Raw genomic sequence first — 16,035 nt, 5'->3', positions numbered from 1 at the left:
CCTACCGGCCTGCACTGACGCTGAGCGGATAGGGTGGGAGGACATGAGCATCCAGGACCACCTCCCCCAGACCGAACGGCCAGGCGCGCCCGACGCCGACGCCGTCTACACCGCATTCATCGCCTGGTCGGAGAGCAACGGCATCAGCCTGTATCCCGCGCAGGACGAGGCCGTCCTTGAACTGGTATCCGGCAGCAATGTCATCCTGGCTACCCCTACCGGCTCGGGGAAATCGCTGGTGGCCGTGGCGGCTCACTTCCACGCGGTGGCCGAGGGCCGACGCAGCTACTACACGGCCCCCATCAAAGCGCTGGTGTCCGAGAAGTTCTTCGCGTTGTGCGCCATTTTCGGGGCTGAGAACGTGGGCATGGTTACCGGCGATTCGGCAGTCAACCAGGACGCCCCGATTATCTGCTGCACCGCCGAAATCCTGGCCAACATTGCGCTGCGTGAGGGAAACGGGGCCGACGTCGGCACCGTCATCATGGATGAATTCCACTTCTACGCTGACCCGCAGCGCGGCTGGGCCTGGCAGGTTCCGCTCCTGGAGCTGCCGCAGGCCCAGTTCCTGCTCATGTCGGCGACGCTCGGCGACGTCGAACGCTTCGAAACCGACCTGACCGCCCGCACCGGGCGGCCCACCGTACTGGTCTCCTCCGCAGACCGCCCCATCCCGCTCAACTTCTACTACTCGGAGGATCCACTCCAGGAAGCGCTTGAGGAGCTGCTGTCCACGCACCAGGCCCCTGTCTATGTGGTGCACTTCAGCCAGCTCGAGGCGATCGAGCGCGCCCAGAACCTCATGAGCATCAACGTGTGCACCCGCGAAGAGAAGGACCGCATCGCCGCGCTCATCGCTTCCTTCAGGTTCTCCGCCGGGTTCGGGAAGACACTGAACCGTCTGGTCCGGCACGGGATCGGCGTGCACCACGCCGGCATGCTGCCCAAGTACCGGCGGCTGGTGGAACAGCTTGCGCAGGCCGGCCTGCTGAAGGTCATCTGCGGCACCGACACCCTCGGCGTCGGAATCAATGTGCCGATCCGCACCGTCCTGCTCACCGCCCTCAGCAAGTACGACGGCGTGCGGACCCGCCTGCTCAACGTGCGCGAATTCCACCAGATTGCCGGCCGCGCCGGCCGCGCGGGTTACGACACCGCGGGAACCGTCGTCGTGCAGGCGCCGGACCACGTCGTCGAGAACACCAGGGCGATGGCCAAGGCCGTCGCGAAGTTCGGAGACGACCAGAAGAAGCTGCGCCAGGTCGTGCGCAAGAAGCCGCCGCAGGGCTTCGTCTCCTGGGGAAAGCCGACGTACGACCGACTGGTGGAGGGCACTCCCGAGCCCCTGGCGTCCAGTTTCGCGGTCAGCCACTCCATGCTGCTCAACCTCCTGGAGCGCCCCGGAGATCCCCTCGCCACGGTCCAGAACCTCCTGCGCGGCAACCACGAGCCGCCCGCGCGGCAGTTCGCCCACCTCCGCCGGGCCATCAGCATCTACCGTGAACTGGTCACCGCCGGGATCGTGGAGCGGCTGGATGAGCCGGACGAGGATGGCCGGACCGTGCGGCTGAAAGTTCACCTGCAGGCCAACTTCGCGCTGAACCAGCCGCTCTCCCCCTTCGCGCTAGCCAGCCTGGAGCTTCTGGACCCGGAAAGCCCGTCCTATGCGCTCGACGTCGTCTCGGTCATCGAGGCCACGCTTGAGAAGCCGCGCCAGGTGCTCAGCGCGCAGGAGAAGAAGGCACGTGGGGAGGCCGTGGCGGCCATGAAGGCCGACGGCCTCGACTACGACCAGCGGATGGCGCGCCTCGAGGAGGTCACGTATCCGCAGCCGCTCGCGGAGCTGCTGACGCAGGCGTTCGACACCTACCGTTCGGGCTCCCCGTGGCTCGGAGACTTCGAGCTCAGCCCCAAATCGGTGGTACGGGACATGTACGAGCGGGCCATGAACTTCGGTGAGTACATCTCGTTCTACAGTCTCGCCCGCTCCGAGGGCATCCTGCTCCGCTACCTGGCCGACTGCTTCAAGGCCCTTCGGCAAACCGTCCCGAGGGATGCCCTGCGTGAGGATCTTTCGGACATCGTCGAGTGGCTCGGGGAGATGATCCGCCAGGTCGATTCGAGCCTGCTCGACGAGTGGGAGCAACTCGCCGCCGGCGTCCACAGCCGCGACCCGGAGAAGGTGGACCTACCGCCGGAACCGGATTCCGTAACCTCCAACGAGCGGGCCTTCCGGGTGATGGTGCGGAACGAGATGTTCCAACGGGTGCAACTCTTCGCCGACGAGAATGAGGAAGCACTCGGCCGCCTCGATGAGGGCTCCGGCTGGGACGCCGCACGCTGGGCGGACGCCCTGGACGGCTACTTCGATGCCCATGACGACATCGACGACGGCCCGGACGCGCGGGGACCAGCGCTGCTGATCATTCGGAAGTTCCCGGACCGGTGGGAGGTGCGGCAGATCCTGAAGGATCCTTCCGGAGACCAGGATTGGGGCATCAACGCCGTCATCGACCTGGCTGCTTCCGACGAGGCCGGCGCTCCGGCCGTCAGGATCGTCTCCGTAGGGGCGCCGTAGGGCCCTGCCCAAACGCAGGCTGACAGTACGCTGGCTTTATGACTGCTATCCGCGAGGCACGTCGCGACGACGTGCCCATCATCCTGCAATTGATCCATGATCTCGCAGAGTACGAGAAAGAACCCGATGCTGTCCGCAACACCGTCGAAGGGCTGGAAGATGCGCTCTTCGGCGAAAACTCCCGCATCTTTGCCCACGTGGCCGAGGACGACGGCGGTGTCCAGGGCTTTGCCCTCTGGTTCCTGAACTACTCCACCTGGGAAGGCGTCCACGGGATCTACCTGGAAGACCTGTACGTGCGCCCTGAAGCGCGTGGCTCCGGATATGGCAAAGCGCTGCTGCAGACCTTGGCGCGGATAGCTTCCGAGCGCGGGTACGCACGGGTGGAATGGTCCGTGCTGGACTGGAATGAGCCGTCCATCGGCTTCTACCGCAGCCTCGGCGCAGCGCCGCAGGACGAGTGGACAACGTTCCGCCTGACCGGCCCTTCCCTCGCCGCCTTTGCCGACGCCGACTCGTGAGCCAGGCGCACCACTCAAGCGGCCGGACGCTCACCATGCGTGGTCTGCGCTGCACAGCGCATTACTTTTCGGTACCGCTGGACCACACCGATCCCGACGGCGAGCGGATCGAACTCTTCGCGCGTGAGTACAGTTCACTTGAGCACGACGACGGTGCTGCCGCGCGGCTTCCGTGGCTGCTGTTCCTTCAGGGCGGGCCCGGGATCCGCGGCAACCGCGTCACCCAGCTTTCCGGTTGGATGAAAGCTGCGGCGCGGCGGTTCCGCATCCTGATGCTCGACCAGCGCGGCACCGGGCTTTCCACACCGGCGGATGCGCTTTCCCTCGCGAGTCGCGGTACGCCGCAGGATCAGGCCCGGTACCTCCGGCATTTCCGCGCGGACTCGATCGTTGCGGACGCGGAGGCGGTGCGCGAAGCGCTCGGTTCCGGACCCTGGACGGTGTTCGGACAAAGCTTCGGGGGCTTCTGCACGTTGACGTATTTGTCCTTCGCTCCCGAGGGTATCGAGCGGGCACTGATCACCGGCGGGCTCGCCCCGATCTCCGGGTCACCGGAGCGGGTTTACCGGAAGACCTTCGAGAGGGTGGCGGCCCGCAATCGGGAGTACTTCGCCCGCTACCCGGAGGATCGTGCCGCGGTGACCCGCATTGCCCGGCATCTGGAGAAGGTAGCAGAAATCCTGCCGACAGGGGAACGGCTGACCCCGCAACGCTTCCAGATGGTGGGCTCCTACCTCGGAGGCAACACCCGCATCGACTCACTCCACTACCTTTTGGAGGACGCGTTCGCGCCGTCAGGGGACCGGCTCTCCCCCGTCTTCCTCGACCAGCTCCAGCCAGTCATCAGCCGGCGCTCGAATCCCCTCTACGCACTGCTGCACGAGTCGATCTACTGCCAGGGCGAGGCATCGCGGTGGTCGGCGTGGCGTGTCCTGCCGGAGTTCCCGAAGTTCCTGCCCGACGCCCCGGAGCCGCTCCTCACCGGGGAAATGGTCTACCCCTGGTACTTCGACGAGGACCCGGCGCTGGTTCCGCTCCGGGAAACAGCTGACATTCTCGCGGATGTCGATGACTGGGGCCCGCTGTACAGTCGGGCCCAGCTGGCCCGCAACGCGGTCCCTGTCGCCGCAGCCGTGTACCGCGACGACATCTATGTGGACCGGGACCTGTCGCTGGAAACGGCAGCGCAGGTGCAGGGGCTGCAGGTCTGGGAAACCCCGGAATTTCACCATGACGGAATATCCGACGACGGCGACGCCATCTTCTCGCGGCTTCTTGCCATGACGGAGGCCTAACCGCTCGGCCTTCCGTCCGATGGTGATTCCTGGCTCAGCCCTTTCGATGCGAACGCAGAAGCGCCGGCCCTGCCAAGGCAGGACCGGCGCTTTTCGAGGTAGCGAAGCTGTACCCGTTACGGATCAGTGATCCGGGCCACCGGTGCGGGCGCGCTCGGCGTCCGCGGCAAGTTCCGCGTCGATCTTTGCCTGCTTGGCGGCCGGGCTGAGCAGGCTGGCAACAACGGCGATCACGATGGTTCCCAGAATGATGCCGAGCGAGAGGAAGGTCGGGATGACCGGGGCCCACTCGATGTGCTGTCCGCCGTTGATGAACGGCAGCTCGTTCTCGTGCATCGCGTGCAGGATCAGCTTCACGCCGATGAAGGCGAGAATGAAGGACAGGGCGTGCTTGAGGTAGACCAGTCGCGTCATCAGTCCGCCGAGCAGGAAGTAAAGCTGTCGAAGGCCCATCAGCGCGAACAGGTTCGCGGTGAACACGATGAACGGGCTCTCGGTCAGCCCGAAGATCGCCGGGATCGAGTCGACCGCAAACATGAGGTCGGTCAAACCGATGGTGATGAACACGATGATCATCGGGGTGAAGAGCTTCTTGCCGTTCACTACGGTGCGGATCTTGTTGCCGTCGTAGTGCTCGCTCATCGGCAACACGTTGCGCAGCTTGGCAATGAGCTTGTTTTCCTTGTCCTCTTCCTCCTCACCGGAGTCCTTCGCCTGGTGGTACGCGGTCCACAGGAGGAAGGCGCCGAAGACGTAGAAGACCCAGGAGAAGTTGCTGATGAGCGCTGCACCGAGCAGGATGAAGATTCCGCGCAGGACCAGCGCGATGATGATGCCCACCATCAGCACTTCCTGCTGGTACTTACGGGGCACCGAGAACCTGGCCATGATGATGATGAAGACGAACAAGTTATCGATGCTGAGGCTGTATTCGGTCACCCAGCCGGCGACGAATTGACCGCCGAATTCCGGACCCGTGAAGACGAACATCAGCGCTGCGAAGATCAGCGCGAGCCCCACGTAGAACGCGACCCAGAGGCCGGCTTCCTTCATGGACGGTTCGTGCGGTCGCTTGACGACCAGCAGAAGGTCCAGAAGGAGAATAATTCCCAGGACCACGAAGGTGCCTATTTCAAAGGCAAGGGGCAGTTCAAGCACTAGGTACCCTTTCGGAGTTATGACAGAACCCGCAAGTCTCTCCGCCGCGCTTGCTCAATGAAACGACTTGCTCATTGGAACGATCAACGCGGCCGCTACGCCCGGCAGATCCTCATTGGCCTGCGTGTTGACGTTCGTAGCGCGAAAGGATACTCCCCTACGTCTGGACCATGGTACCCGCGCCGAACCGCGATCCTGAAATACCACCAACATGTTGGACGCCGTCAGGCCTGCTTGCCCGCCAGCCCTGCCACATGCTCGATGATGGCAGGCTCGGTCCAGTAGTCGCTGTGGCCACGTACCACTCCATCGGACCTGCGGTCGGGCAGCAGTCGGTTCTCCGCTCCCGGCACCGGGGAACCTACCGGGTCGGTCTCCCTCCAGAAGTTCGTCCAGGATCGGGTGCAGCCTGCCACGGTGTCCAGCACTTCGGGACTGAAGTAGGCGGGGAAGTACTGCGCGTAGATGGAGTAGAGCGGTGCACCGGCGGTTACGAGATGGGGCAGACGAGCGGATCCCGTTCGCCCATGCCGGTGGGCCACCATCCAGGCGCACAGAGCCGACCCCTGGCTGTGGGCTACCAGCACCACCTCACCGTCGGAGTGTCTGCTGACGAGCTGGACTATCCCTGCGACAGCCGCGTCACGGTAGGAGGACCCGGCGAGCGGGTGGTCCCGGACCGGCCAGAAGCCCGCGACGTCCGCTACCTTGCCGAGCACCTCTCGCAGCGGACGGAACTGCCCGAGCAGGATGACCAGCACCACGAAGGCGCCCGCGATCTGCAGCACGAGGATTGCCAGCGCGAGCCACGGACCGCCCAGCCTGCCCTCCCCGAGCGCAGCCGCCGTCGTCGTCGCCGTCAGCGCAAGAACCACAGCGAGCGGCACGATCCCGGGCAGCAGGCTGGGTGCCGAGCCGGCGACGCTGTGCCACCAGCGGCCGCGCGCGGCTTTGCCGCCCCTCAGCGGCGGCAGGCCGGGCCCCGGCGCAAACACGAAGACGACGGCGATCGCCACGATAGCCGCCACCACTGCGATGAGCACCAAAAAAGGGAAGAGATCGAGCCTGCTGTCCCCGGGGTCGGCTGGGTTGTCGTAGGCCAGCAGGATCCCCGTTCCATTCCGGGGGGTCGGCACCAACGCGAAGAGACCCGCCACATAAGTCACGGCATTGTCGATCACGAGCCTGAGCAGTGCGGTCACCGCATGCATGAGGGGAACGGCAACCGCCAGCAGGGCCGCTGCCGCCGCCAGGGGTGCCCGGGCACTGCCCACCTGACCGGAGGCAGCGGCACTTCGGACCGAGAGCAGCAGCGCTGCGAGGAAGGCGCCCCCGGTGCTCACCGCTATCCAGAGTGCCATTGCGTCCAGCCTTGCGCCGTCAGCTGGAACATCCGTTGAGGGCCAGCCGGCGTGCGGAAGCTGAGCCGGCGGGAACAGGGTCACCAGTACACCGGCAACAAAGAGGACAATCCCGTGAACGAGGGTTGCACCCAGCTGCCCGCGCCGGCCCGACTGGTTCCGAATGACTGTGCGGTACCGAAAGATCAGCCAGGCCAGCATCAGGCCCACCGCCGTAAGCGGCAAGGCGCTGACCCAGAAATCGGGAACCGGCAGGGAACGCAGAACCGTCTCCCCCAGCACAACAATCCAGGCGAGCTGGGAGAGCGTCAGCAGCAGGCCGACAACCGCAACCACGCCTGCAAGGAGCCGCTGGCTGCCGGGGTCGGCCAAGGCGGCACCCGGTTCCATTCGGCCTGCAACATTGGCGAGAGTAAATGGAAATGCGAGGTACCAGAGGAAGCTGGTCCTGCGGCGGCTGGATCGGGACCAGTTGAGGATCCTGAGCCGATGGCCGGGGAGCGGCGGCGGTTCGGCGACCTGCACCCACGCGTTCAGGGACTTCTCGCGCGGAAGGCCAAGACTGGTGTAGTACTCGTGGTCACCGATGCCGTGAACCCTTATCTCGGTGAGCTGTGCACCATAGGACCCCGGCTCCGCAGTCATGGCTTAGGCATGTCCCGCGGACTGCATCTGCCGCAGCTCCTTCTTCAGATCGCTCACCTCGTCGCGCAACCGCGCGGCCAGCTCGAACTGCAGTTCTTCAGCGGCGGCATGCATCTGTTGGGTCAACTGGCTGATCAGGTCGGTCAGGTCTTCGGCCGGCACGGCTGCCAGGCCGTCGGAACGGACGGCCGCGCCCTTGCCCTTCCCCTTGCCCTTCGAGCTCTTCGCGGTCTTCTCCAGCAGCGCGCGGGTGTCGGCGTCTTCGCGTGCCAGGGTGTCGGTGATGTCAGCGATGCGCTTGCGCAAGGGCTGCGGGTCCACGCCGTTCTTCTTGTTGTACGCAACCTGGATGTCCCGGCGGCGGTTGGTCTCCTCAATGGCGCTGGCCATCGAGTCAGTGATCCTGTCCGCATACATATGGACCTGGCCGGAGACGTTTCGCGCCGCGCGGCCGATGGTCTGGATGAGCGAAGTGGAGCTGCGGAGGAAGCCCTCCTTGTCGGCGTCGAGGATGCTGACCAGCGACACCTCGGGCAGGTCCAGGCCCTCGCGCAACAGGTTGATGCCCACCAGCACGTCGAAAGTTCCCAGCCGGAGCTCCCGCAGGAGTTCGACGCGGCGGAGGGTGTCGACGTCGGAATGGAGGTATTCGACCTTGACCCCGTGTTCCAGCAGGTAACCGGTGAGGTCTTCGGCCATGCGCTTGGTCAACGTGGTCACCAGGACCCGTTCGTCCCGTTCAACGCGCAACTGGATCTCGCCCAGGAGATCATCGATCTGGCCCTTGCTCGGCTTGACGATGACCTCCGGATCCACCAGGCCGGTGGGACGGATGATCTGCTGGACGTAACCGTCGGACTTGCTCAGCTCGTACTTGCCCGGCGTTGCCGAAAGGTACACGGTCTGCCCGATCCGCTCGAGGAACTCATCCCATTTGAGGGGACGGTTGTCCATCGCCGAGGGCAGGCGGAACCCGTGGTCCACCAGCGTGCGCTTCCGCGACATGTCGCCCTCATACATGGCACCGATCTGCGGGATGGTGACGTGGGATTCATCCACTACCAGCAGGAAGTCGTCCGGGAAGTAGTCCAGGAGGCAGTGCGGGGCACTCCCCTGAGTCCGTCCGTCAATGTGGCGTGAGTAGTTCTCGATTCCGTTGCAGAAGCCCATCTGCTGCATCATCTCGAGATCGTAGGTGGTGCGCATCCTCAGCCGCTGCGCCTCGACCAGCTTGTTCTGGGACTCCAATTCCTCCAGCCGCTCCCGCAGCTCGTCCTCGATGCGGGTGATCGCCCGGCTCATGCGCTCCGGTCCGGCGACGTAGTGGGAGGCCGGGAAGATGTACATCTCGGTTTCCTCGCGGATCACCTCGCCCGTCAGCGGGTGCAGCGTGTAGATGCGCTCCACCTCATCGCCGAAGAACTCGATCCGGACGGCATGCTCCTCATACATCGGGATGATTTCCACCGTGTCACCGCGCACGCGGAAAGTCCCCCGGTGGAAGTCCATGTCGTTGCGGACGTACTGCATTGCCACGAACTGCCGCAGGAGCGCATCCCGGTTCAGTTCCTGCCCCTGCTGCAGGGTGACCATGGCGGAGATGTACTCCTCCGGTGTACCCAGGCCGTAGATGCAGGAAACGGTGGCAACAACGACGACGTCGCGCCGGGTCAGCAACGCGTTGGTCGCCGAGTGGCGCAGCCGCTCCACTTCCTCGTTGATGGAAGAGTCCTTCTCGATGAAGGTGTCCGTCTGCGGGACGTAGGCCTCGGGCTGGTAGTAGTCGTAGTAGGAGACGAAGTACTCCACCGCATTGTTGGGCAGGAGCTCGCGGAACTCGTTGGCCAGCTGCGCGGCCAGCGTCTTGTTCTGAACCATCACCAGGGTGGGGCGCTGCACCTGTTCGATCAGCCAGGCCGTGGTCGCGCTCTTTCCGGTACCGGTGGCGCCCAGCAGCACCACGTCCTTCTCACCGGCGTTGATCCGCTCGGCGAGCTCCTTGATGGCGGTTGGCTGGTCTCCGGCGGGCTGGTATTCGCTGACCACCTCGAAGGGCGCGACGACGCGGTTGATCTCCTGCGCAAGACTCATGCTTAAACGTTAGTCCTTACCCCGGACAAGTTCAGTCCGCAGCCCCCGGTCTCAGCTGCCGGTGAACGCGCTTCTTACTGTTCCGCCGCCTGCTCAGGCGACCAGCCGACGTCGTTCTTCCAGGCGGACAGGCGCGGCGCGGCAAACTGCGTAAACCAGGCCTCCTTGGCAGCCGCGTATCCCGCGATAGTGAAGTCGCCCTGATGCTCCTGCGCGCACCGAACCTTCTCCGTGAGGTACGCCTGAACCATGTCCGGGTTGGCGCGCAGCCAGTCCCGGAAGGCGAGGGCATACACCCAGCCGGGCGAGCCGGCAGCCCTTACGTGGAGGTTCACGGCCCGGCCGGGATCGGCGTTGCAGTGGAGCCGCTTCTGCCAGAGCTCCGGGTCCGGTGCCTCCGGCGTCGGAGTGTCCTGCCAGGTGCCCGGCAGCCGAGGGAATCCGGCAGCGGTGAGGAGGTCGCAGAGAGCGTCAGCGTCGTCGAGGGAACGTACCGTGAGCTGAAGGTCCAGGACGTCCTTCGCCGGCAGCCCCCCAACGGCAGTGGAGCCGACGTGCTGCACCGAGACCACGCGGGGGTCCAGGCGCTTCAAGCGCCGTCCGAGCAGGTCGGCTTCCCGCGGCCAGTCAGGGTTCTCGACGAGCACGGGCCCGCCACTGCGTTCCGCCACACGGCCCAGCTCGATGTTCCGGGCGAAGGGAACAAGCCTGTCCTTCCACAAGCGCCGTACCGCATCCACCAGGTCCCCCGGGGCTCCCGAATTGTCCAGCACGACGTCGGCCGCAGCCCTCCGCGCGGCCGGATCAGCCTGCGCCCGGATGCGGCTGAGCGCATCCTGCTCGGACATGCCGCGGTGGACAACCATCCGCTGAACCCGCTGGTCCTCCGGCGCGTCCACCACAAGCACCAGATGGAAGGTTTCCTCCTGTCCGGTCTCGACCAGGAGGGGGATGTCGTGCACGACGACGGCGCCTGCTGAACCTGAAGCGGCCGCTGCCTCGGCCTCCGCAGCCAGCCGCCGGACGCGCGGGTGGATGATGGCGTTCAGGGTTTCCCTGCTCCCGGGGTCGGAGAAGATGCGCGCTCCGAGCGCCGGCCGGTTCAGCGACCCGTCCTCCTGAAGCACACCGGGTCCAAATGCCGCAGCGACCTCCCGTAATCCTTCCGACCCGGGCTCAACCACCACACGCGCCAGACGGTCCGCATCGATCAGCACCGCACCTGCTTCCTGCAGTGCCCTTGCCGCCAAAGACTTGCCCGCGGCGATCCCACCCGTCAATCCGACCCTCAGCATGTCTGCAAGGCTACCTGCCGTCCTTGGCCTGTTTGGGCGGACGGGGCTGCCTGGGCGGACAGGGCTGCCTGTTTCGCCCAGGTGCCTAAACTGGACTGATGACTGCAACCGGGACGGCGCTGAGCTACACCACGATCGCCGCACCCCACAGGCAGGAGCTTGAGATACGGCGCTCCCGCTTCATCACAGTTCTTGAGCGGGTGGAGAGCGACGAGCAGGCGCGTGCCCTGGTTGCACGGCTTCGCAGAGAATTCCCGGATGCCCGGCATCATTGCAGCGCCTATCTGATCGGTCCGGCCCGTGAGATCCAGCGGGCCAACGACGACGGCGAGCCGTCCGGCACTGCCGGCGCCCCGATGCTCGAGGCTCTGATGCGACGGGAAACGGCTCCCGGCCGCGCCGACGCGAGCGACATTGTTGCCGTGGTGGTCCGCTACTTCGGCGGAGTCCTCCTTGGAGCGGGCGGCCTGGTCCGCGCGTACTCCGAGTCCGTCTCCAGCGCCCTCGATTCAGCCTCTTTCCTGAAGCGCGAACGACGGCGCCTGTTCACGATTGCTGTGCCGCCTGCAATTGCCGGGAAACTCGAGAACGACCTGCGTACCACCGGCATCGCCGTCCTCGGCTCGGCCTACGACGTACAGCTCGCCTCCATCACCGCCGCCGTTGCGGGCGGGCAGGAAGCAGTGGATTCCTTCCACGGACGCATTGCAGGACTCACGGCGGGGCAGGCACTGCTCTCCCAGGCCGGCGAGGAATGGGTCGACTGTGCCTGAGTTCAACCTCGACGCCCTTCGACGATGGCCTGATGTCGAGGCAAACAATCTTTTCGCGGCCGACGCCACCGACCGCCTGCTCCTCGACTCGGCAGCGGAGCTGCTGCAAGCCTCGGCTCCAGGTGAGGTGGCCGTCGTCGGCGACACCCACGGGGCACTAACTTGCGGCGCGCTGCACGGCGGAGCCGAGGGGGTGCGCGTCCACCAGGACTCGTTGACGAGTGAGTTGGCGCTCGCCGCCAACGCACGCAATTTCGGCTTCGAGGGCCGGTTCCGTTCCTCCTCCCTCGACGGCGAGGTGTTCGACGGCGTCCGGCTGGTCCTGCTGCAGCTTCCACGGTCACTGGACGCGCTGGAGGAAATTGCCTGGCACATCGCCGCCGCAGCCGATCCGACAGTCACGGTTCTTGCCGGGGGCCGCGTCAAGCACATGACTCCCGCGATGACCTCAGTTCTGACCCGCTACTTCAGGACCGTAAGCGCCGGCCTGGCGCGCCAGAAGTCCCGTATCCTCACCGCTACAGGTCCCCTGCCGACCGGACCGTGCCCGTTCCCCACGGAAGCGGAGTACGACGTCGGCCTCCCCCGTCCGCTGAAGCTGCGCGCCTTCGGAGCCACCTTCGGCGGCCCGCGCCTGGACCCGGGTACACGGTTCCTGCTCCCCCACCTTGGAAACGCCCGGCAGGCGGAGCACGCAATAGACCTGGGCTGCGGGAACGGATCGATCGCCTCCTACCTGGCCATCCGGCCGGGACTGTCCATCACCGCGACGGACACGTCGGCCGCCGCTGTGGCGGCGACGCGCGCAACAGTCGAGGCGAACGGTGTCGGCGGGCAGGTCGTCGTCGTACGGGATGACGGCCTGTCCGGCCAGCCGGACGGAAGCGCACAGCTGATCGTGCTCAATCCGCCCTTCCACTCGGGCCACACTGTGCATGCCGGTATTGCGCTCAAGCTGTTCGAGCACGCGTCCCGGGTCCTGGGGACCGGCAGCGAGCTGTGGACGGTGTGGAACAGCCACCTCCAGTACCGGCCAGCCCTCGAAAGGCTCGTAGGTCCAACGCGGCAGGTTGCACGCAACCCCAAGTTCACTGTCACGGTAAGCACCCGCCCCGCAGCGACCGGGCGGAAATAACCACCAAGGGGTGCCAGCTAGGCTATCTCCGCCCGCTCGATGCGGTTGATACGCGAAAAAGGCCCCCCACCCGAAGGTGGAGGGCCTTTTCAAGCGACCTTAGTTGCCGGTCAGCTTCTCGCGAAGTGCTGCAAGAGCCTCGTCCGAAGCCAGGGTTCCGGAGCCAACGTTGGACTCGGCAGCCGGCTCGGAGGAGTAGCTGGTGGCGCCGGAGTCGACGGACTCGTTGGCGGCAGCAGCGTCGTCGGAAGCGTGCTGTGCAACCTGCTTCTTGTGAGCCTCCCAGCGAGCCTGAGCCTCGGCGTACTGTGCCTCCCAAGCGGCACGCTGTGCCTCGTAGCCCTCAAGCCACTCGTTGGACTCGGGGTCGAAGCCCTCGGGGTACTTGTAGTTGCCCTCTTCGTCGTACTCAGCGGCCATACCGTACAGAGCCGGGTCGAACTCGGTGCTGTCGGCGTCCACGCCCTCGTTGGCCTGCTTGAGGCTGAGGGAGATACGACGACGCTCGAGGTCGATGTCGATGACCTTGACGAAGAGCTCGTCGCCAACGGAGACAACCTGCTCGGCCAGCTCAACGTGGCGGACTGCCAGCTCGGAGATGTGCACGAGGCCCTCGATGCCGTCCTCAACGCGGACGAACGCACCGAACGGAACAAGCTTGGTGACCTTACCCGGAACAACCTGGCCGAGGGCGTGGGTGCGGGCGAAGGTCTGCCACGGATCTTCCTGGGTGGCCTTCAGCGACAGGGAGACGCGCTCGCGGTCCAGGTCAACCTCGAGAACCTCAACGGTGACTTCCTGGCCGACCTCGACAACCTCGGAGGGGTGATCGATGTGCTTCCAGGACAGCTCGGAAACGTGAACCAGGCCGTCTACGCCGCCCAGGTCCACGAATGCGCCGAAGTTGACGATGGAGGACACAACGCCCGGACGGACCTGGCCCTTCTCCAGCTTGTTGAGGAAGGTGGAGCGAACCTCGGACTGGGTCTGCTCGAGCCACGCACGGCGGGACAGAACAACGTTGTTGCGGTTCTTGTCCAGCTCGATGATCTTTGCCTCGATCTGCTGGCCGATGTACGGAGCCAGGTCGCGGACACGGCGCATCTCGACGAGCGATGCGGGAAGGAAGCCGCGCAGGCCGATGTCGAGGATAAGACCACCCTTGACAACCTCGATGACCGTACCGGTGACAACACCGTCTTCTTCCTTGACCTTCTCGATGTCGCCCCAGGCACGCTCGTACTGTGCGCGCTTCTTCGAGAGGATCAGGCGGCCTTCCTTGTCTTCCTTGGTGAGGACAAGCGCTTCAACCTCGTCACCAACGGAGACCACGTCCCCCGGATCGACATCGTGCTTGATGGAAAGCTCGCGGGAAGGAATGACACCTTCGGTCTTGTAACCGATGTCGAGCAGAACTTCGTCGCGGTCAACCTTGACTACCGTTCCTTCGACGAGGTCTCCGTCGTTGAAGTACTTGATGGTGGCGTCAATGGCTGCGAGGAAGTCCTCAGAGGTGCCGATGTCGTTGATAGCGACCTGCGGGGCACCTGGCTTCTCGGTGGTGGTGATGGTCATGTAGTTGGGGCTCCGTTGTGGATGATTTATGAGTTCCGGACCGTCCTTAGCTCCGCATGGCGGGCGCACGTCAATGCGCTCTCCGCGAGAAGCCTGTCCGGAAGTGGACAATTGGAAATGTGTAAGCACTGCTGCCTCCGCACCATTGATCGGACTGAGCCGGAAATCCGGACAGATCAGTGCCAGAAATCTGGTCAAAAACTGATCAGGGAACTGGCAGCCGGTCACTGTGCGCGGGACACGCCTATCCAGTCTAGCGCCAGCCCACAATCCGGGTCAAAGCGAGACAGGTATTCAGAAGTGCGTGACGCAGTAGGGCTGACGGGCGACACCGAACAACCGGTCGGCGAGGCCCAGAGCGTCCGGGGACGATGCCGAGATCCTTCCGGCGCTGGCGAGGATGGTTGCGTCCACACCCCCGAGATACAGCGAACCCAGAGCCGAAACATCGAGGTCGATGTCCGCCTGTGTCCCCTCCTCGAGCCTCGAGACAACGGCAGAACCGGCCTCAGCCACAATCTTGAAGGTTCCGGCAGCGTGGCGGAGCGCGTCGGCCACCCGCACTGTCAGCGTGCCGTCGGACTCATAGAAGCGTGTTTCCAGGGCCACCAGCGGGTCCAGGATCCGCAGCCACAGTGCGTCCTCGTCGGACTTCAGCGTCCGGCAGCGGCGGTCGGACAGCGCCCACGGCAGAGGGTCCTGGACCGGGGCGGCATGGAAGGTCACCCGGTCAATCAGGTCCAGCGAGCCGAGGTAGCGCCAGATCTCAAGGTAGGCTGCGTCCGAAACCGCCACAAGGTCCTTCACCCGCACGGTAGTCGGGGTTGAATCCCAACCGTTGAATTTGTAGGACACATAGGCGTCCGGGCGGCCGTCGTCGTCGTAATGGACTGCGGTTCGAAGCCCGTTGTCCGGGCGCGGCCGTTCCTCGCCCCACAATCCCGAGGCCATGCGGGCGTAACTGTACTGGCGGCCCACAGAGCCGCGGGCACGGGCGTGAAAGCCTGCGAAGATGGCATCCGCGAGTTCCACCGCGCTTCGCGGTTCCACGACCTCCATCCGCCCATACGAGGGAGCGGTCAGTTCGAACCGCTCCCGGACGTCAACCTCCACGCTCGTGGTGAGAGCGGCGGCACCGAAACCGAACCGGCCATAGATGGTGGCCTCTGAGGCGGTAAGGGCCGCGATCGCCAGTCCCCTGTCGGCTGCTCCCTGAAGATCCTGGGTGATCATCCGGCGCAGCAGCCCCTTGCGCCGGTGGGTGGGGCGCACGGTCACCGAGGTCACCAAATGTGCGTCCAGGAGCCTGCCGCCGCCCACGTTCAACGAATTGACCATGGTGGCGTAGGTGGCGACCGGGATGCGCGGATCCCAGGCATGTGTTCCGCCGTTGTCGTCGTAAGCGCCCCAGAGTATGCGGCCATCCGCGTCGTACGCCTCGGCAAGCGCCGGAACGTCGTCCGGCTCCACCCGCGCCTGATGGAACCCGAAGCGCACGCCTTCAAGCCAGGCCGCGAACGCGCCCTCTCCGGACAGGTCGCTGCCCTGCGCGGCCGTGAACGACTCGACACGTAGGGTGGGCGCGATTTGCGGTTCGGCAGTCACGAA

The 16,035-nt window shown here is 65.2% G+C and carries 11 protein-coding genes; 5 read left to right on the top strand and 6 right to left on the bottom strand.

What is annotated here, in order from left to right; translation table 11 throughout:
- Positions 1 to 43 precede the first annotated feature (43 nt).
- The 3 genes from GC088_RS07325 to GC088_RS07315 are packed head-to-tail and all read left to right on the top strand — an operon-like array spanning position 44 to position 4,394.
- A complete protein-coding gene (locus GC088_RS07325; RefSeq protein WP_323961756.1) occupies positions 44 to 2,578 on the top strand; it encodes a DEAD/DEAH box helicase in 2,535 nt (844 codons plus the stop codon).
- Between the two features lie 38 nt (positions 2,579 to 2,616).
- Positions 2,617 to 3,099: a GNAT family N-acetyltransferase gene (locus GC088_RS07320; protein WP_323961754.1), complete on the top strand. Its 483-nt coding sequence runs from the start codon at positions 2,617 to 2,619 to the stop codon at positions 3,097 to 3,099.
- A gap of 35 nt (positions 3,100 to 3,134) precedes the next feature.
- On the top strand, positions 3,135 to 4,394 hold the full coding sequence (locus tag GC088_RS07315; protein ID WP_323961989.1) for an alpha/beta fold hydrolase: 1,260 nt from the start codon (positions 3,135 to 3,137) through the stop codon (positions 4,392 to 4,394).
- A 123-nt stretch (positions 4,395 to 4,517) separates the two neighbouring features.
- On the opposite strand, the gene GC088_RS07310 is transcribed toward GC088_RS07315, so the two are convergent.
- The 4 genes from GC088_RS07310 to coaE all read right to left on the bottom strand — a co-directional run bounded on the left by GC088_RS07310 (position 4,518) and on the right by coaE (position 10,944).
- Positions 4,518 to 5,552, bottom strand: a complete 1,035-nt coding sequence (locus tag GC088_RS07310; RefSeq protein ID WP_323961752.1) for a TerC family protein — start codon at positions 5,550 to 5,552, stop codon at positions 4,518 to 4,520.
- 224 nt (positions 5,553 to 5,776) lie between these two features.
- The gene (locus GC088_RS07305; RefSeq protein WP_323961750.1) at positions 5,777 to 7,558 is read right to left on the bottom strand and encodes an alpha/beta hydrolase family protein; all 1,782 of its coding nucleotides are present in this window, start codon (positions 7,556 to 7,558) and stop codon (positions 5,777 to 5,779) included.
- 3 nt (positions 7,559 to 7,561) lie between these two features.
- Positions 7,562 to 9,649 carry an excinuclease ABC subunit UvrB gene (gene uvrB, locus GC088_RS07300; RefSeq protein WP_323961748.1) on the bottom strand — a complete coding sequence of 696 codons (2,088 nt, stop codon included), beginning with the start codon at positions 9,647 to 9,649 and terminating at the stop codon, positions 7,562 to 7,564.
- 74 nt (positions 9,650 to 9,723) lie between these two features.
- Positions 9,724 to 10,944 carry a dephospho-CoA kinase gene (gene coaE / locus GC088_RS07295; protein ID WP_323961746.1) on the bottom strand — a complete coding sequence of 407 codons (1,221 nt, stop codon included), beginning with the start codon at positions 10,942 to 10,944 and terminating at the stop codon, positions 9,724 to 9,726.
- A gap of 98 nt (positions 10,945 to 11,042) precedes the next feature.
- Between coaE and GC088_RS07290 the strand changes: the two genes are divergently transcribed.
- The gene (locus tag GC088_RS07290; protein WP_323961744.1) at positions 11,043 to 11,717 is read left to right on the top strand and encodes an IMPACT family protein; all 675 of its coding nucleotides are present in this window, start codon (positions 11,043 to 11,045) and stop codon (positions 11,715 to 11,717) included.
- Entirely contained in the window at positions 11,710 to 12,852 is a 1,143-nt protein-coding gene (locus GC088_RS07285) for a class I SAM-dependent methyltransferase (RefSeq protein WP_323961742.1), read from the top strand. Before GC088_RS07290 ends, GC088_RS07285 begins: the two co-directional genes overlap by 8 nt.
- 99 nt (positions 12,853 to 12,951) lie before the next feature.
- Here GC088_RS07285 and rpsA read toward each other — a convergent pair whose 3' ends face one another.
- Positions 12,952 to 14,427 carry a 30S ribosomal protein S1 gene (gene rpsA, locus GC088_RS07280; protein ID WP_323961740.1) on the bottom strand — a complete coding sequence of 492 codons (1,476 nt, stop codon included), beginning with the start codon at positions 14,425 to 14,427 and terminating at the stop codon, positions 12,952 to 12,954.
- Between the two features lie 294 nt (positions 14,428 to 14,721).
- Entirely contained in the window at positions 14,722 to 16,032 is a 1,311-nt protein-coding gene (locus GC088_RS07275) for a GNAT family N-acetyltransferase (RefSeq protein WP_323961738.1), read from the bottom strand.
- Positions 16,033 to 16,035 lie beyond the last annotated feature (3 nt).

It is taken from the genome of Arthrobacter sp. JZ12 (genome assembly GCF_035189165.1).
Lineage (GTDB): Bacteria > Actinomycetota > Actinomycetes > Actinomycetales > Micrococcaceae > Arthrobacter_D.
This window is presented reverse-complemented; position numbering and strand designations above follow the sequence as displayed.